Annotated in this window: 14 protein-coding genes and 1 tRNA gene; 8 read left to right on the top strand and 7 right to left on the bottom strand. The window is 61.6% G+C overall.

Annotated features, from left to right (window positions below):
* Positions 1-100 precede the first annotated feature (100 nt).
* The 8 genes from TERRO_RS18565 (at position 101) to TERRO_RS18530 (ending at position 9,341) form a co-directional block, all read left to right on the top strand.
* Positions 101-1,678, top strand: coding sequence for a hypothetical protein (locus tag TERRO_RS18565; protein ID WP_157178439.1), 1,578 nt, complete (start codon positions 101-103; stop codon positions 1,676-1,678).
* Between the two features lie 29 nt (positions 1,679-1,707).
* The gene (mtnP, locus tag TERRO_RS18560; RefSeq protein ID WP_014787247.1) at positions 1,708-2,574 is read left to right on the top strand and encodes an S-methyl-5'-thioadenosine phosphorylase; all 867 of its coding nucleotides are present in this window, start codon (positions 1,708-1,710) and stop codon (positions 2,572-2,574) included.
* A 106-nt stretch (positions 2,575-2,680) separates the two neighbouring features.
* The gene (locus tag TERRO_RS18555) at positions 2,681-3,625 is read left to right on the top strand and encodes a PfkB family carbohydrate kinase (protein WP_014787246.1); all 945 of its coding nucleotides are present in this window, start codon (positions 2,681-2,683) and stop codon (positions 3,623-3,625) included.
* Positions 3,615-5,372, top strand: coding sequence for a hypothetical protein (locus tag TERRO_RS18550; protein WP_014787245.1), 1,758 nt, complete (start codon positions 3,615-3,617; stop codon positions 5,370-5,372). Before TERRO_RS18555 ends, TERRO_RS18550 begins: the two co-directional genes overlap by 11 nt.
* Entirely contained in the window at positions 5,369-6,193 is an 825-nt protein-coding gene (gene dapF / locus TERRO_RS18545) for a diaminopimelate epimerase (RefSeq protein WP_014787244.1), read from the top strand. The genes TERRO_RS18550 and dapF overlap by 4 nt, the downstream gene beginning before the upstream one ends.
* On the top strand, positions 6,190-7,155 hold the full coding sequence (locus TERRO_RS18540; RefSeq protein ID WP_014787243.1) for a S66 peptidase family protein: 966 nt from the start codon (positions 6,190-6,192) through the stop codon (positions 7,153-7,155). Before dapF ends, TERRO_RS18540 begins: the two co-directional genes overlap by 4 nt.
* 6 nt (positions 7,156-7,161) lie before the next feature.
* Positions 7,162-8,616: a UDP-N-acetylmuramate:L-alanyl-gamma-D-glutamyl-meso-diaminopimelate ligase gene (gene mpl, locus TERRO_RS18535; RefSeq protein ID WP_014787242.1), complete on the top strand. Its 1,455-nt coding sequence runs from the start codon at positions 7,162-7,164 to the stop codon at positions 8,614-8,616.
* Positions 8,616-9,341 carry a lysophospholipid acyltransferase family protein gene (locus TERRO_RS18530; protein WP_014787241.1) on the top strand — a complete coding sequence of 242 codons (726 nt, stop codon included), beginning with the start codon at positions 8,616-8,618 and terminating at the stop codon, positions 9,339-9,341. The genes mpl and TERRO_RS18530 overlap by 1 nt, the downstream gene beginning before the upstream one ends.
* Before the next feature lie 87 nt (positions 9,342-9,428).
* Here the strand turns inward: TERRO_RS18530 and TERRO_RS18525 are convergent, their stop codons facing one another.
* The 7 genes from TERRO_RS18525 to TERRO_RS18495 form a co-directional block, all read right to left on the bottom strand.
* Positions 9,429-10,205 (bottom strand): SPOR domain-containing protein, encoded by a 777-nt coding sequence (locus tag TERRO_RS18525; RefSeq protein WP_014787240.1) that lies wholly within the window; start codon positions 10,203-10,205, stop codon positions 9,429-9,431.
* A 29-nt stretch (positions 10,206-10,234) separates the two neighbouring features.
* Positions 10,235-10,936, bottom strand: a complete 702-nt coding sequence (locus tag TERRO_RS18520) for an outer membrane beta-barrel protein (RefSeq protein WP_041592714.1) — start codon at positions 10,934-10,936, stop codon at positions 10,235-10,237.
* A gap of 178 nt (positions 10,937-11,114) precedes the next feature.
* Complete coding sequence (locus tag TERRO_RS22375) at positions 11,115-12,446, bottom strand: NfeD family protein (RefSeq protein ID WP_014787238.1); 1,332 nt, start codon at positions 12,444-12,446, stop codon at positions 11,115-11,117.
* A 5-nt stretch (positions 12,447-12,451) separates the two neighbouring features.
* The gene (locus TERRO_RS18510) at positions 12,452-14,029 is read right to left on the bottom strand and encodes a tetratricopeptide repeat protein (protein WP_014787237.1); all 1,578 of its coding nucleotides are present in this window, start codon (positions 14,027-14,029) and stop codon (positions 12,452-12,454) included.
* A gap of 98 nt (positions 14,030-14,127) precedes the next feature.
* Positions 14,128-15,774 (bottom strand): ArnT family glycosyltransferase, encoded by a 1,647-nt coding sequence (locus TERRO_RS18505; protein ID WP_245536146.1) that lies wholly within the window; start codon positions 15,772-15,774, stop codon positions 14,128-14,130.
* Between the two features lie 344 nt (positions 15,775-16,118).
* Positions 16,119-16,424: a DUF3467 domain-containing protein gene (locus tag TERRO_RS18500; protein ID WP_014787235.1), complete on the bottom strand. Its 306-nt coding sequence runs from the start codon at positions 16,422-16,424 to the stop codon at positions 16,119-16,121.
* 25 nt (positions 16,425-16,449) lie between these two features.
* Positions 16,450-16,534: transfer RNA gene (locus TERRO_RS18495), tRNA-Leu, on the bottom strand.
* Between the last annotated feature and the right edge of the window lie 485 nt (positions 16,535-17,019).

The raw sequence follows: 17,019 nt of genomic DNA, 5'->3' as shown, positions 1-17,019 counted from the left end.
CGCGGCCCGAAGGCCCGCTTGCCCGTACACTGGATTATAGGTTCCGCGACGGCCCATGGCCCGCGCGCGCCGCTCGCGTCCCACTGGAGTTGTCACTGTCTTGAAGCGCGCCCGCCGTCTCCCACTGTGTCCCCTTGCTGCCGTCTTTTTCGCCGCCACCGCCTCGCTCCCCGCGCAGACGGTGCCACCGCAGCCGATTGCACCGCCGCCCGTAACGTCGACGACGCACAGCGAGAGTGGCCTGAGCGAGTCCAAGGCTCCCATGACGAAGGACCAGGCGGCAGAGCTCTTCCGCTCGGTTGACGAAATCCTGGCGTTTGTTGCGAAGGATTCGCACCTGAAGGCTTCGCGGCCGGTGAAGCGCAAGTTGCTGACGCGCGACCAGGTGCAGCGCGATCTGCGTTCGAAGATGAGCGAAGACGAGGGCGCAAAGCGTCTGGAACGCAGCGAACTGGTGTTGAAGAAGTTCGGGCTGCTGGATCGCGACTTTGCGCTGAAGCCGTTTTTGCTGAGCTTGCTGACCGAGCAGGTGGCCGCGTATTACGACCCGAAGACGCGTACGGTTAACATGCTGGACTGGGTCAAGCCGGACGAGCAGAAGTCCGTGCTGGCGCATGAGTTGACGCATGCCGTACAGGACGACCGCGTGCATCTGGAGAAGTGGGGCACGCCGGGGCCGACCGACATCAGCAAGAACGTTGGCGACGACAACCGGCATATCCAGCTGGACGAGGCTTCGACTGCGCGTGAGAGTGTAACGGAGGGCCAGGCGATGGCCGTCTTCGTCGACTACGAGTTGAAGGACTTGGGAAAGACGCTGGCGGATTCACCGGAGATTGGCGACCGGATGCGTGAGATGGCCAGTGACACTGCGGGCTCGCCGATTCTGGCGCGCGCGCCACTGCTGCTGCAGGAGTCATTGCTGTTTCCCTACGGCGCAGGACTTGGATTTGAGCAGCAGTTGCTGCAGTCGGGTGGCGTGGATGTGGCCTTCGCCGGCGCACTGGATCGTCCGCCCGGATCGTCGCACGAGATCCTGCATGCGCAGGATTACTTGGCAAAGACGCCTGTTCCGGTGCTGACGATGCCGGACATTCATGGCTTGCTGGATAAAGACTGGGATCCGTATGACGTGGGTGTGATGGGCGAGTTGGATGTCCGGATCATCACGGAGCTGTTCGGCGGACAGCAGATGGCGGGTCCGCTTGCCGTCGCGTGGAATGGCGGCATCTATTTTGCGGCGCAGAACCGGAATGCCGCGCCCGCAGTGAAGCAGACGCCGGCATCCATCGGCACGATCTACTACTCACAGTGGAAAAACCGCGATTCCGCGCGCAGCTTTTTGAAGATCTATGCGGGCGCTCTCGCTCGTAAATACAGCGCGTTGAAGAAGGTGGATCTGCCCAATGGTGATGAAGATCACCTGCTTTACAGCACGTCGGAAGGTGATGTCTGGCTGTCATTGGAGGACACAGGCGTGTTCATCAGCGAGGGCTATGACCGCGCCATGGCGAAGCAGCTGGAAGCGAAGTATCGCGAGGCACAGGGTCGTGGGCCGTTGATGCAGGCGGGTTCGCAGATGCCGCAGCATGAGTTGACGATGGGCTTTCGGTCGCTGCTGCCGGGCATAGGAGTGCCGCGCGCTGTGATCGATGCGACGCATCGGCTAGTTCAATAAGAAACGCAACACCATCAAGGAGAACGTACGTGGCACAGGCAGAGATCGGCATCATTGGCGGCAGTGGTTTGTACAACATGCCGGGACTGACAGACACCAGTGAGATCAAGGTAGAGACGCCGTTCGGCGATCCGTCCGAGACCATTGTGCTGGGCACGTTGGAGGGTCGCAAGGTCGCGTTCCTGGCGCGCCATGGCCGCGGTCACCGCATTCTGCCGACGGAACTGAACTTCCGCGCGAACATCTACGCTATGAAGAAGCTTGGCGTGTCGTTCATCCTTTCGATCTCAGCAGTAGGTTCCTTGAAGGCAGAGCACAAGCCGACGGACTTCGTCATTCCCGACCAGTTCATCGATCGCACGTTTGCGCGTAATGCCACGTTCTTCGGCGATGGCATCGTGGGGCACGTGGCGTTTGGCGATCCAGTTTGCGCGGTTGCGGCAAAGGCGTTCGAGCAGGGCTGCAAGGAAGCCGGTGTCGTCGGCAAGCTGGGCGGAACGTACGTGAACATGGAAGGCCCGCAGTTCAGCACACGTGCCGAGTCGAATCTGTACCGCTCGTGGGGCGCCGACGTGATTGGCATGACGAATCTGCAGGAGGCCAAGCTGGCTCGCGAGGCCGAGATCAGCTATGCCACGCTGGCGATGGTTACCGATTATGACTGCTGGTATGAAGGCCACGATGATGTGACCGTCGAACAGGTCATCAAGGTCGTGCATGAGAACTCTTCGAATGCACAGCGTGTGCTGACCGGTGCCGTGAAGGCACTGCCAAAGGACAACAGCGGAACGCCGATCGCTAGCGCACTGCAGTGGGCCATCATGACGGACAAGAGCATGATCCCGGCGACGACGCGGGAAAAACTCGCGATCTTTCTCGATAAGTACGACAAGTAACTTTACTCACGATTGATCGTCATCCTGAGCGAGGCGAAGGATCTCCACGAAACTCCGGCAGTAGCAAGCCCGCGCGAGGCTGTCCTGCCATCAAGGAAAGGCACGAATGTCGATTCTCGTTGTTGGCTCTGTAGCGTTTGACACGTTGACCACCCCCAGCGGCTCACGCACTAAGGTGCTGGGTGGGGCAGCGACGCACTTCTCGCTTGCTGCTTCATTCTTCACTGATGTGCGCGTTGTCGGTGTCGTGGGTAAGGATTTCCTGCCGGAGCACGAGGCTGTCATGACTTCAAAGGGCATCGACACCAGCGGCATCGAGCATGCCGATGGTCTGTCCTTCCACTGGACAGGCAGTTATGAAGGCACGATGGGCGAGGCGAAGACGCTTGGCACTGATCTGAATGTCTTCGGCTCGTTCGATCCGAAGATCCCTGCCAGCTACAAGGACACTGACTATCTCTTTCTTGCGAACATCGATCCGGTGCTGCAACTGCGTGTGCGGCAGGCGATGCCGGACGTAAAGATGGTTGCCGGTGACACCATGAACTACTGGATTGCCGATCATCGCGCGAACCTGGACAAGGTGCTTGCCGTGGAGGACATCCTGATCATCAACGATGGTGAGGCGCGTCTTCTAACGGGCGAGCATAACCTGGTGACGGCTGCGAAGAAGGTCATGGCGATGGGACCGAAGTCGCTGGTGATCAAGCATGGCGAGTATGGAGCGACGGCCTTTTTCAGCGATCGTTCGTTTGAAGACGGTGGCGTGAGCCTGGTGCCATTCCGTGCGCCGGCGCTGCCAATTGAATCGGTGGTCGATCCGACAGGCGCGGGCGATTCGTTTGCCGGTGGGTTTTATGGGTACATTGCGTCGCAGCCGAAGCTGACGCCGCGTGTCTTTCGCACAGCGTTGTTTTACGGCGGCGTGATGGGTTCGTTTGCCGTGGAGCGCTTTGGTACGGAGCGTTTGGAAAACACAACGCGTGAGGAGATCGATGAGCGCTTCGGACTCTTCCGGCAGATCTCGCATTTGGATCTCGATGCCGCGTAAGACTATTTCCGGTCAGACGATGCAGTCGCCGCGTGCTGCGATGCGCCGGGCGGCGCCACCGCGTCGTGCACCGCAGGATCCAAACACGGTCTATCCCGCGAACCGGCAGGAGATTATGCCGATCGCGCTGGCGTCGGTAATCCTGGCTTTTCTTGCGCTCCTGGTCTCTGCCTCGCGCGGATGGATGTTGCTGTATGGCGATGCCGTCGCGCACCTGGGCATTGCACGTCGGATTCTCGATGCTCGCTATCCGGGGTTGGCGCAGTTGGGCGGCGTTTGGCTGCCGCTACCGCATCTGTTGATGCTGCCCTTTGTGCAGCGCATGGATTGGTGGCAGAACGGTATTGCGGGCGCGTGGCCTTCGCTGGCTGCTTATGTGCTCGGCAATGCGGGATGTTATGCGCTGGCACGCAAGCTGGTCACGCCGACCTGGGCGTTCGCAGCGACGGCGTTCTTTGCGCTGAATCCGAACCTGCTTTACCTGTCGACGACAGCGATGACAGAGCCGCTGTTTCTCGCGTTGTTGCTGTGGTCCACCGTCATCGCGTACGAAGCCGTGGAAGCGCTTGGCGCGAACAAGGTTTCGACTGCCAAGACGCGGATGCTGCTAAGCGGTCTGCTGACGATGGCGATGGTATTTACGCGCTACGACGGCTGGATTGTAGGTGCAGCGATCTGGGTGGTGCTGGCGCTGGCGTGGTGGCGTTCGAGCGACGCGACAAAGCAGGCTACCAAGTCGAGCTTGCTCATCATGACCGTGTTGGCCGCCATGGGACCTGTGCTTTGGTTTGCTTATAACGCGGTGTATCAGCATGACTGGCTCGACTTCATGCGTGGGCCTTACTCTGCCAAGGCGATTGAAGAAAAGACGACGCCTGCAGGATCGGCACCGCGACGTGGCATGCACAACCCTGGCTGGGCGCTGATCTACTTCACGCGCGCTGCGCAGGTGGATGCGGCGGCGTATGAGCTCGGCTTTGGCGTGATGTTTGCCGCGCTGGCCGGTGGGTGGATGGCGTGGAAGCAAAAGCTTTCGCGAATCACGCTGCTGTTGTGGCTTCCACTGCCGTTCTATGTGTACTCGATCGCGTGGGGACACGTGCCGATGTTCATCCCGCAGCTTTATCCGGGGTCGTATTACAACTCGCGCTATGGGATGGAGCTGCTGCCTGCGCTGACGATCTTTACGGCGCTGGTGCTCGCTGCGGTGGAGAAGTGGCTGCGTGCGCGGAGTAAGAAGCAGGCGGACCTCTTCTTCTTCCTGGTCCTGTTCAGCATCGTTTTCAATGTTGTGGCGATGATGGGTACGTTTGGCACGATGCTGCAGCGTGTGCGCGGTGAGAACGCAAAGGTTCCGAAGTGGTTGACGGCGCCGCCGCTGGTCTTTGAGGAAGGCTTGATGAATTCGATCACGCGCATTCCTTTCGAGACCACGCTGGCAAAGGAGATGCTGAACGCCGGGCCGGGCGCGACCATCATGTTCAATACGAACGACCACATGGGCGCTGTGCAGGATGCGGGTATTCCGCTGCGCCGGCTGGTGAGTCCGCTGGATTCGCAAAGCTTTGACCAGGCGAGCCAGTTGCCGGCGAAGTACGCGCAGTTGGTGATTGCAATCGACGGCGATCCGGTGGCGAAGGCAGTTGCCGCGCATCCGGAAGGTCTGTCGGAATTGGAAGTGATCTGTAACAGCGGGCAGGGTTGTGCGCGAATTTATCGCAGCACCATGTTCGGAGGAGCGCGATGATTCCGTTTGTAAAAGCGCATGCGTGCGGCAATGATTTTCTGGTTGTTGAAGAGACGCTGGCGAATAACAATCATGCCGGCATGGCTCGGCTGCTGTGTTCGCGAAACTACAGCGTGGGCGCGGATGGCGTCGAGTTTCTGGCTCGCAAAGATGACGGCACGTTCTTCCTCCGGTTGTTCAATGCGGATGGTTCGGAGGCGGAACTCTCTGGCAATGGCACGCGCTGCGTTGCGGCCTGGCTTGCGTACAGCGAAGGCCTGCGCGATACGACAATGGGTACGCCCGGCGGCACAAAGCAGTGCCGCGTGATCGAGTGTGGCGACGACGCGCATGAGGAGCACTTCCTGATCCAGACATCAATGGGCGTTCCGAAGGTGCTGGAGCAGGCCGTTGTCGTGGATGGTGTCGGAGAGGTCGCGGGTGCCGTGGTCGATGTCGGCAATCCGCACTTTGTGATCTTCACGGATCACCCTGCGTTCCGTGCGAGCGGGCTTGGATGGGAAGAGCTTGGTGCGATGATCTGCACGCACAAGGACTTTCCGAAGGGCACGAACGTTGAGTTTGTCCGCGTGATTTCGAAGGGCGAGATCGCGTTCCGCATCTACGAGCGCGGTGTTGGTCCCACACAGTCTTCCGGCACAGGTACGAGCGCGTCGGCCGCGGCCAGCATCGTGTTGCTTGGCTGCGATCGGTCATTGACGGCGAGTTCGCTGGGCGGTGCGCAGCAGGTGGTCTGGAATGACGGCGAGCAGTTGATGCTGACCGGGCCAGCCGAGATCGTCTGCAAGGGCGAGGTAAGTTTGCAGGGGCTGGCCTCTTGATTCGTCCAAAGGCACTGAAGGCTGGTGCGCGCGTTGCTGTGGTGTCGCCGGCGAGCACTCCCAAGGAACAGCTGGTGCGCTGGGGGATGACTCGGTTTGCGTCCTTGGGATATGAGCCCGTTCTCTATCCGTCGGCGCTTGTAAGCGGGCCGCTGTACTACGCCGGCGATGTTGCTGCGCGTGTTGCAGATCTGCATGCGGCGTTTGCGGATCCAACGATCGATGCGATCATCTGCACGCGGGGCGGATGGGGTACGGCGGAGCTGTTGCCGCATCTGGATGCCGCGCTGGTCAAGGCGAATCCGAAGCCGTTCATTGGCTTCAGCGATCACACCTCGCTGCATCTTTGGTTCGCGCAGACGTGCGGACTGGGAACGTTTTATGCGCCGATGATTTCGCCGGACTTTGCGCGCGGTGACGTGCTGGCGGATGGCGTGGATCTGTACAGCTGGCGTCATGCGCTGGAGCGCACGGAGCCGTGGTCGTTGGACCGGCGCGAGGGCATGCGTGTCCTGCGTGCGGGCGAGACCGTGGAAGGCACGCTGTATGGCGGATGCCTGGCACTGCTGGTGGAGTCACTGGGGACGCCGTACGCGATGACGATGCCTGAGGGTGACATCATCCTCTTCGTGGAAGAGGTCGGTACCAAGCCGTACCAGTGGGATCGCATGATGCTGCACCTGCGGTATGCGGGTTTGTTGGATCGAGTGAAAGGCATCGTGTTCGGCGACATGGCGCAGTGCGTGGACGATGCCGCGGAGAACGATCTGCTGGAGCGGGCGCTGCTTCATAATCTGCGTGACTTTCAGGGACCAATTTCCATCGGCCTGCAGTGCGGTCATGTAAATACGCCGAACGTGACGCTGCCGCTGGGTGTGCGCGCGCGGCTGCAGTGTACCGAGGTGGCTTCATTGCAAGTGATGGAAGCCGCAGTCGATGCGACGCCTGCGGCGGTAAAGTAAAGACCGATGGTTGGCGAGAGCGCAGCAACAAAAGCAAAACATATCCACCTGATCGGCGTATGCGGCACGGCGATGGCATCGCTCGCGGGCATGCTGCAGGGGCAGGGGCACCGTGTGACGGGGTCCGACGCGGCGGCGTATCCGCCGATGAGCGACCAGTTGCGCGCGATGGGCATTGAGCCCATGCAGCCGTACGATGCGGCGCACCTGGAACCCGCTCCGGACCTGGTCGTGGTTGGCAATGCGATCTCGCGCGGTAACGTCGAGCTGGAAGCCGTGCTGGATCGCCGGCTGTCGTTCACCAGCATGGCAGCGCTGATCCACGATGAGTTCCTTCGTAACCGCGAGCCGCTGGTTGTAACTGGCACGCATGGCAAGACGACCACCACCAGCCTGCTGGCCTGGATCTACGAGGTCGCTTCGCAGAAAAATCCGGCGCTGGCGCCTTCGTTCCTGATCGGCGGTGTTGCGGAGAACTTCGGTACCAGCTTTGCTGTGCGTGAGACGAAGCCCTTTCTGCTGGAGGGTGATGAGTACGATACCGCCTTCTTCGACAAGGGGCCGAAGTTCCTGCACTACTTCCCGGATGCCGCCATCCTGACTCATGTGGAGTTTGACCATGCGGACATCTACAAGGATCTGGACCAGGTGAAGACCGCCTTCAAGCGGCTGGTGAACCTGATTCCACGGCGCGGCCGGCTGGTCGCCTTCGACGGCAGTGAGAATGTAAGCGAGTGCGTCGCGAAGGCATTTTGCCCGGTGGAGCGGTATGGCTTCAAGGACAGTTCATTCTGGAGATTGACGGACTTCCAGGCAGGGCCGGTGTCGCGCTGGAAGCTGTTGCGGCAGGGTAAGCTGTTTGCGGAGCTTGAGTTGCCCATGGCGGGCGAGCACAATGCGCTGAATGCTTCCGCTGCAGCCGCGCTGGCTGCGGGGCAGGGCGTGGACGCTGCTTCCATCGTAGAGGCGTTGAAGACCTTCCGCAGTGTGAAGCGCAGGCTTGAGGTGCGTGCCGAGATCAACGGGATCACCGTCATTGACGACTTTGCGCACCACCCTACGGCGATCCGCGAAACACTGCGCGCGTTGCGCGGTTCATATCCAGGCCGCAGGTTGATTGCGGTGTTGGAGCCGCGGTCCAACACGCTACGACGCAACGTCTTTGAACGCGAGGTGATTGAGAGTCTGGCAATCGCCGACCGCGTGGTGCTGGCCGAGGTCTACCAAAGTGAGAGCATCCCGCCAGCTGAGCGACTACATCCGGCAGCCGTGGTGGGCGCGCTGAATCTTGCCGGTGTGCCCGCACAGTTGCTGGCGGATGCGGACACTATTTCGGCTGCCCTGGCGCCGGAACTGCAGAGCGGAGACGTCGTTGCGATCCTTTCCAACGGCGGCTTTGGCGACATCTACAACAAACTTCCGAGGGCCATTGAGGTGTCTTCGTCGCCAAAGGCAAGCTGATGTGGGCTGCTATCAAGATGGTGCTGGCATTTGCCGGTCTTGGAATACCCGCCGGACTGGTGATGATTCCGTGGACGTTTCTCACCGGGGACATCAAGCCGATGTACCGCGTTGGCAAGTGGATCTGCTCGGTCGGATTCCGCGCCGCAGGCATCCGCGTGGAACAGGTCGGACGGGAGAACATCCCCGATCGACCCTGCATTTTTGTGCCAAACCATGTCTCGAATCTTGACCCGCCACTGATGGTGCCGCTGATCCCGGGCGAGCCCAGCATCATGCTTAAAGCGGAGCTGTTGAAGATCCCTGTGATCGGCAAGGCGTGGCGCATGGCGAAGTACGTGCCCATCGATCGCGAGGGCGGTCGCGATTCGGGCGTGCGGTCGATTCGTTATGCCGCGGAAGTGATTCGCGGCGGCCTCTCGATGCTGATCTTTGCTGAGGGAACGCGCTCACGCACGGGGCGTCTGCAGGCGTTCAAGGCGGGGCCGTTTCATCTTTCGCAGTCGACCGGTGCGCCCATTGTGCCGGTTGCGATCTCTGGAACGGAGAGCATGATGCACAAGGGTTCTGCGAAGGTCTATCCGGGCGTGGCTCGAGTGGAATTCCTGCCCGCGGTCGATCCTGCCATGTACAAGAATCGCGCCGAGTTTATCGCCGCGGTGCGCGGGGCGATTGAGCAGGCTTTACCGGAGGCTATGCGGCCTTTGGAAACCTCTGCGGAGTAGCGGTCACGCTTCGATTCCTGGGTTGGATTGTCGGGCTATTTGATCCACGTCTCAGAATGAGACGTGGGATCAACCACGATTGCCGGCTTATTTCAGGAAGGCGTTATAGCCGTCGCCGAGTAGCTTCTGACGGGTCACTTCGGCCTGTTTGCGGTCGGTGAACGGACCGATCTGCACGTGGATCAGCTTGTCAGCCGTGTCGGTCCGGGCCAGCACCTTGTAACCGCGGCGCTGTAACGCACTTAGCAAGACGTCGGCGTCTTCCCTGTGGCTGACTGCCGCGATCTGCACGTAGGTGATACCGGCGGTTGGGACGGCGCTGTTGTACGTCGTCACCGGCACCGCAGCGGGCGCGGGTGTGCGAGCGGCGGTAGGCGCCGGCTTGACCGCTGCCGTTTCGGCTGGGTCGGGTGCTGTGACCGGCTTGACCGGCTTGCGCACCACCGCCGAGGCGGCGTCGGCAGACTGCGTCGCGGCAGCAGAGGGTGCGGGAGCGGGCTTGACGGCGAGAGTCGGCTTAGTTTCAGCTGCGGACGAACCCTGATAGCCGGGCACGGGCTGGATGACCGGCGAGCCGGGTGAGGGTTTGTAGGTGTTTGTGGCCTCGACCGGTGCGGGTGCAGGGGCACTGTCGCTGGTGCTTACTACGGCGGGCTGATTGGACTTGCGGCCCATCGAATAACCGAAGCCAAAGAAGACCGCACAGATGAGCGCCAGCGTGAAGAACAGCGCCAGCACGGTGCCGGTGTTCAGCGTGACCTCGCGGTCGGCCGGAGCATCGTCGACCTCTTTGCCGCGGCGCTCGTCCATGCGGCGGCCCCGCAGGGTGACATCATCTTCCGTATCGCCGAACGTGGGACTCATGTGTTGCATGCTCCGTGGGGGAACGGGGTTTAGAAGTGGTAGAAGATGCCGACCTGTGGCTCAGAGGTGAAGGTGGTCTTGGTGATCTTCAGATAGTTTTGACCAAAATCCGGAGCCTTGTAATACAGCTGACGGAAGCCGGCACGGATACCGAAGGAGGGAGTGATCATGCTCTCGCCGCCGACGGAATAATAATAGGTCGCGCGAGCCTGAGGTTGCAGTCCCTGACCACCATTCTTTGTGGGTTTGAACTCGTAGACGCCGGCGCCCGCAGCGACGTAAGGCTGAAAGCCGAAGATCTTGCGGTCGGGCCGTACAAGGTAGCCGATGGTGTATTCGCTGGCTGTCGCCTGGCTCTGAAATGGACCCAGGTAGGTACCGTTGTTGCTGCTCACGTTGCAGCAGGTGTAGCTCTCGGTCGTACGGCCATAACCGTAGTTGAACTCGAGGCCCTTCCACGGCGACTTCTGCGCGCGGATCGTGGCCAATACACCGGCTGCGGAACTGGCGCTCTGGGTGAAGTTATAGTTCTGCCCAAAGGAGCTGCTGGCAACGGTGCCGCTGACATCTTTTGTGAAGAAGGCGATGCCGGAGACGCCGATATCAAAGTGCGATAGCACGCGGCGGGCGCGCGTGGGTGCGGCAGCGGTGTCCTGAGCGTGCAGGGCCATGGGCGTCACGGCCGACAGGACGGGAAGAAGAGCAAGAAGGGAAGCATACCGCTTTAGCATCAACTGCAAGACCTCGCGCCGGGTGGATGCACCGGCTCTGTTCAGTTTACTTGAGAGCAACGGCACCCAGGTACCTCGGCATCGAGCGTATTTGATGGACGCGGGAGATTCTGGAAAGAACCGGCCTGGTCGCGTCGGGAGCAGTAACTTTTCGAGCACCCTGCCCGTGCCTGACTTCTCAGGAGAATTGGGTCAGCGGAACGGCCGTTACTTCCAGGGTCGGGCCGTCGGCGCGAAGGACCTTGACGCGATCGCCAGCGGCGACGAACGAGACGCTGCTGGTCAGACGGGCCTGCCAGAGCTCGCCGCGGACTAGGATCTGCCCATCCGGGCAAAGTGGCGTCTGCGCAACCGCCAGCCAGCCCAGCATCGCCTCTGAGCCAGTTTTGATCTTTGCGCGGCGCGCCTGTGCTCCCAGGACGAGCAGGCAGGCAGTGACACCACCAATGCCCATCCCCGCACCTACCGCGGTCTCCCAACTGACCTCAAGCTGCGGGACGGGGCCGCGAACCAGCAGGCCAAGGCCTACAGACAGCGCGACAACGGCGAGCGTCGCAAGGATGCCATGTCGCGGAACGCGCGACTCCCACAGTAGGAGCACAGCCGCCAGCACACACAGCAGCACGCCGCGGGTGCTTAGAGGCAACAGGTGCAGCGCATAGGCCGCCAGCAGGACGAGTGTAAGGCCGGCCGCGCCGGGGACGATAGTGCCGGGGGTGTTGATCTCTAGGTAGATCAGGAGAAGACCCAGCGTCAGCAGGAGCACGGCAAGATCCGGGTTCATCAACGAGAGCAGCAGCAGGTCGGTTGGGCCGGTGCTGATGGAATTGATATCGGCGGTAGACAGCTCGGGCGCTGTCACAATCCCTGAGCGGCGACGGATAGGATGCTCGGCGGCGAACCGCAAGGCCTCGGCTGGCAGGGATACGATGCCATCCGCGAAGCCTGCGGCAACAGACTCCTCCGCGCTGAACCAGTGGATGCCGGCAGAGAGCTCGTTGACTGCGGTTGGCTTGCGGCCGTGTGCGGCCAAGCTGTCCGAGAGGCTGGCTGCCAGTTCTCGACCGTAGGCAGCGTGGACCGTCTCGGAGATGCTGCGCGTCGGCTCAGTCCATAGCGGTGTCAGGTAAGTCTTGGGGGCCATCAGGGCGACGTCGGCTTCTGCCAGTAGACGCACGCCTTCGCCGGTGACGCGCGTGTCCGGTGATCCCGCCCAGACGATGATGGGAATGTGCGAGCGGCGCATCGCCTCGACCATAGTGTCGGTGGCGCTGTCGATGCCGCCGGGTGTACTGAGGCTGACGAGGATTGCACGTGCGCCGTCGTGATTCGCACGATCGATGGCAGATGCGAAGACGCGGGCACGGATTGGCTGCAGCGTATCGTGCAGCTCAATGGAATCTACGCGAATTACGGCGGGAGGATGAGGTGGCGTGATGGCGCTCCAGGCTCGCGGCGTAAGGGCCATGAAGAACGCTACGAAGAGGAAGAGTGATTGCCGGAACGACATGCTCTTCACTGGACGGTGATCCCCCGCGATTGGAAGGACGATTTCATACTGAGCGCCGCGGGATTAGTCGGTTCGAGGCGGAGCGCATTGCTGATATCCGAGGCTGCGGCTGCGGTCTGATTCGCGCTGAAGTCGAGGCGTGCGAGCAGGAGCCAGGCGGCCGCTGTGGGCTTGCTGGCGATGCTGGCCTGGGCCTCTTTGCGGGCGTCGTCGGCATTGCCGGAGCGCTCGCGCACTGTGGCCAGGCCGAGGTGTCCGGCTGGGGAATTTCCGTCGGCCGCGAGGGCTGACTGGAATTCGCGTTCGGCCTCGAGGACGAGGCCCTGGTTCAGATAGTCCTGCCCGGCTTGCGTGTATTCGGTGGCCTGCTGCGCGGGGGGCAGCGTTGCGAGACGTGCGGCCCGCAGTTGATCGATCTGGAAGGCGGCCTGGCGGAATGCGGCTTCGGAGTAAGTTCGGCGGATGCGTTCCTGCGGATCGAAGCCGGGAGCCGGCGGCGTGGCGCCGGTCACAACTCCTTGTAGTTGTTTGGCTTCCGCGTCGTTGGGGCGGAGCTTTACGGCCTGATCGATCTGCGTCTTGGCGTGCAGGTTGTCGCCGCGGCGGCGCAGAGCTACGGCGATGTTGAAGTGGTAGTCGGCATCCTGCGGATCGGCGGTGGAGGCGCGCTGTAGCAGGGCTGTTGCGTCTTTTCTTTGGCGGGCCATGGCTACGCCTTGATTGTTTGTTACTTCGGGCAGTGGCAGCTTGATGCTTACTGCTGCGAAGGCTGCTTCTGCTTCGGCGTATTTTGCGTTGTTAAAACTGGCTAAACCCCTGTAAAAGCCTGCTTCCAGCGCGAGCCGGTCGTTGGCGGGGACCTTTGCGAGGACGGCTGCGGCGTTGTCGTACTCGCCGTTTGCGTACTCGGTTTTACCGAGCGCGAGGAGCGCATCCGCGTTGGTTGGAGACAGCTCTACGGCAGTTTTGAGACGTTTCAGTCGCTCGTCGTCTGTTGTTGCCGTAATGCCACGGATGTAGCTCTCATAAGCGTCGAGTTTCAGGCCGGCGGAGGCTGCTTGGAAGGTGTTCTGTGCGACGGCGAACTTTGGGTCCATGCTGCGTGCGCTGAGCCAGGCGATGTTGTTCTCGACATCGAGCAGACGCGGCAGGCCGGCGCTCTGTTCGATGGGGGCGGACATGCGGAGCTGGTTGACGGCGAGGACCTGGGACTGCGCTATGACGTTGCCGTCTTTGAGCGAGTAGTTGCCGACGATGACGAACTGCGCGTCGAGAGTCTGCGCGATGCGGATGGTGGTGGCACGCGAGGGACGGAAGCCGGTGGGCAGGCCGAGGTGGTCGAGGGCATAGACACGGTCGTCGCGCGAGATGGTGAGGAAGCCGGCGGATCGCAGGCGGGCGTTGAGCGTGTTGGCGAACGACTCGCCGATCCAGTCGATGTTGGACTGGCCGGAGCGATTGTCAAAGGGCAGCACGAGGACGACCCGGCCACCAGCCTCGTCTGCCTGCGCGAGCGCGGCGGACGTGGGAAGAATGAGCAGGGCAGCGGCAGCCGAACGCCGGAGAAGGGGTACAAGACGCATCGAGTTGATTATAGGTTGGCCGGAGCGGGACTTCTGAGCACAACGGACCGTGACGACTTTGCGATTCCCAGAAGGGTTTCTTGGTGCAATCAAGTCTGCTATCGCGGCAGTCGTGCGGGTTTTTTGAGCTGTACGTCGTAGCTTCGGGGGAAGTAGAGGACGGCGGCCCACTCGCCTTTGCGCTCTTCCTGCCAGACGACTTTGCCTCCGAGGGCGCGGGCCACTTCGCCGGGCAGCATGTCCTGGTGGTAGTCGTAGAAGCGTTTGTCGTCCTTGCGGCTGGTGCCTGCGAGGTTGAGGCCGCCGGGTGGTGGGTCGTACTTCGTGGAGAAGACGAGAGCAGTGTCGAAGGAGCCGGCGTTGGAGGCTGCCTTGGCGATCTCTTCTGCGCTGAAGTTCTCGATGGGTGTGGTGCGCACGGGCGTCTTCAGATAGCCGAGTTCGGGGCGCTGTAGATCGGCGAGAACAGGCCATGCGGTGAGAACGGTTGCACCGGGAAACTTCTGTTGCAGCACACGGATGGCGTGCTGGTGGACGACGATCATGTCGCGGTAGCTGAGATTGTCTTCCGGCGCGAAGGGATAGGGCGGATTGACCTCGCAGCCGATGGCGAAGCCGACGAGTGTCAGTGCGGCGATGCCGTGCCAGAGGCGGACGCGGCTCTTCCATGCGGCGACGCAGACGATCAGCAGCAACGGATAGGCGGGCAGCAGATAACGCGTGAGCAGAGCACCGCCGAGGATGGAGAAGGCAATCCACTGGGCGACGATGAGGACGACGATCATGCGCAGCGCGGGGACTGGGAGGAAGCGACGGCCTTCGGCGTAGCGGGAGGGCAGCAGGAAGACCGCACTGAGGGCCAGCATGGGCACATAGAGGTTCATGTGAACCGTCAGGTGGACGAGACGGTGGCGCAGCGAGAGCGCGATGCGGCTGAACGACATGTTCGCCGTGGCGTTGTAGCGGAGGAACTCGGGGTTGCCGAAGGTGAAGCCGGTCTTGTGGTGGTGATAGAGGTACCAGAGCGCAAGGAAGACTGCGGGCGTGGCAAGTGCCAGGAGCATGCGGCCATCCAGCCGATGTTCGGGGCCAGCGTCTGCTGCGTATGTCGTGGGGAGTTGCTGCCTGATGCGATGCTTGACCGCGGGCATGCGATCGGCAAGTAGCAGGAACTCAAAGCAGAAGAGTGCCGCCGGGATGACGATGGCCGTCTCTTTCGAGAGGCACGCGAGTGTGAAGAGCAGGCCGGTGCTGATCGCGTTGGCAGTTGGCGTGGAGGTTGGTGTCCGTAGCGTCCAGCCGTGGCGGTCAGCGTAGAAGGCGAGCGCCCAGAGCGTGAAGGCAGCGGCGAAGATGTCGGCGTGTGCGAGGGTGCTCTGTGCGAACCAGACGGGGTAGATGGCGGTGAGGATCATGACGGCCAGTGCGGCCGCATCACCTGCGAACATGCGTGCGAGGCGGAAGACAGCCAGCAGCGCGAAGGTTGTGATGAGGCAGACGAAGAGACGTGTGCTGAGGATGTGGAAGCCGGCGATTTTCCACCAGGCGGCCAGCAGCACGGATGGCAGCGGCGGATGCGCGTTGCGCATGGTCGTCTCGGGGATGAGGGTGCCGAGACGGAAGAAGTCCCACGCGGCGGGAATGTAGTAGCCGCCTTCATCCCAGAAGTAGGGCAGTCGCAGGAGTGTGGCGTGCAAGGCGACGATTGCGATGAAGACCGGAGCGAAGAGCAGGGGGAGCGACAAGGGGGGACGTTGTTTGTCTGTCGCTCTCAGCATGGATGGCTTCTCCGGTCGTGGCGCTTTCAATCTTTGGCGCTCTCGCTGTGGCTGCGGAGAACGTACCTCAGCGGCTAACGCCGATTTGCTCTTACGGTCCTGCGTTCCGTGCGATGTCAGCTGTAACAAACCTCTGCGCGTGCACCATAGGCGCACGCGCAGGGGATGAAACGATCAGCTTGCTTCGAGCGCAGCGAGCTCGCCTGAGCGGCTGAAGCCAAATTCTTTTCCGGCGGTTATGGCATGGCTGAAGCCATGCCCCTCCGAAAGCAAAGAAGTCAGCGCAGACGCAGCGAGTGCTGCGCCGAGGACTAGTTGATGGGTCCGCCGTTGCCCATCTGCTGGGGCTCGAGCTTGAGTTCGCCGAAGGTGCCCTCGTACTGAGCCAGGTTCTGACCCAGAACGTTGAAGAGAGCCTTTGCCTGCTGCGGGCTGAGGAAGATGCCCTGCTTGGTGAGGAAGGTGACCTCATCGGGCGAGTTGGACTGCATGGTGCCGAAGACCAGCTGGAAGTCCCAGACGCTCATGCGAATCTGCACGCTGTTTGCGTACACGTCGTTGTAGTCGTCAGACTGGGTGACGCGGAGGGTCGGTTCGATCTGTGTGTTGTCGCTCATGATCTCTCTGGTGTTGCGGGAATCTTGGTGCGGGAGAGGGGACTTGAACCCCTACGGATCTCTCCGCTAGATCCTAAGTCTAGTGCGTCTGCCAATTTCGCCACTCCCGCGGCCTTTGTTAGTTTACTGCCGATTGGCCGGGGATGCTTGCGGCAGTCGGATGTTCCAATTTCGGGGGTTTTGCGAGTGTGGTCGGTGATGGCCTTTGTGTCGCCTGGGCTAATCTCGTCGCGCCTTTGGAGTACGAAGGAGGACCGCGACGCCTCGTCCGGGCGGGACGGTATTCCAAGATTCAGGCCTTTTGTCGCGGGCCTTCAGCCCGCATTGTCGGGACGCGAAGCACACCCAGGGCTTTGCCCTGGGCTAGGAAGTCGCGGGCCTTCAGCCCGCTTTTCGGCATGTGCGCATACGCAGGGCTTTGCCCTTGGCTAGGAAGTCGCGAGCCTTCAGCCCGCACTTTCGGCATGTGCGCATACGCAGGGCCTTGCCCCTGGGCTAGGAAGTCGCGAGCCTTCAGCCCGCACTTTTGGGTGCAAAGCATCCCCAAGGGCTCTTGCCGTGGCTAGGAAGTCGTGGCCTTGAACGCGCACTTTCG

Origin of the sequence: Terriglobus roseus DSM 18391, from assembly GCF_000265425.1 — a bacterium.
In the GTDB taxonomy this organism is placed as follows: Bacteria; Acidobacteriota; Terriglobia; order Terriglobales; family Acidobacteriaceae; genus Terriglobus; species Terriglobus roseus.
Note: the sequence above shows the minus strand (reverse complement) of the source record. Positions and strands in the feature narration are given on the sequence as shown.

Coding starts and splice junctions, on each gene's coding strand:
- TERRO_RS18555 (WP_014787246.1), top strand. CDS start 2,681: ATGTCGATTCTCGTTGTTGGCTCTGTAGCGTTTGACACGTTGACCACC.
- TERRO_RS18550 (WP_014787245.1), top strand. CDS start 3,615: ATGCCGCGTAAGACTATTTCCGGTCAGACGATGCAGTCGCCGCGTGCT.
- dapF (WP_014787244.1), top strand. CDS start 5,369: ATGATTCCGTTTGTAAAAGCGCATGCGTGCGGCAATGATTTTCTGGTT.
- mpl (WP_014787242.1), top strand. CDS start 7,162: ATGGTTGGCGAGAGCGCAGCAACAAAAGCAAAACATATCCACCTGATC.
- TERRO_RS18530 (WP_014787241.1), top strand. CDS start 8,616: ATGTGGGCTGCTATCAAGATGGTGCTGGCATTTGCCGGTCTTGGAATA.
- TERRO_RS18525 (WP_014787240.1), bottom strand. CDS start 10,205: ATGAGTCCCACGTTCGGCGATACGGAAGATGATGTCACCCTGCGGGGC.
- TERRO_RS18520 (WP_041592714.1), bottom strand. CDS start 10,936: ATGCTAAAGCGGTATGCTTCCCTTCTTGCTCTTCTTCCCGTCCTGTCG.
- TERRO_RS22375 (WP_014787238.1), bottom strand. CDS start 12,446: ATGTCGTTCCGGCAATCACTCTTCCTCTTCGTAGCGTTCTTCATGGCC.
- TERRO_RS18510 (WP_014787237.1), bottom strand. CDS start 14,029: ATGCGTCTTGTACCCCTTCTCCGGCGTTCGGCTGCCGCTGCCCTGCTC.
- TERRO_RS18500 (WP_014787235.1), bottom strand. CDS start 16,424: ATGAGCGACAACACACAGATCGAACCGACCCTCCGCGTCACCCAGTCT.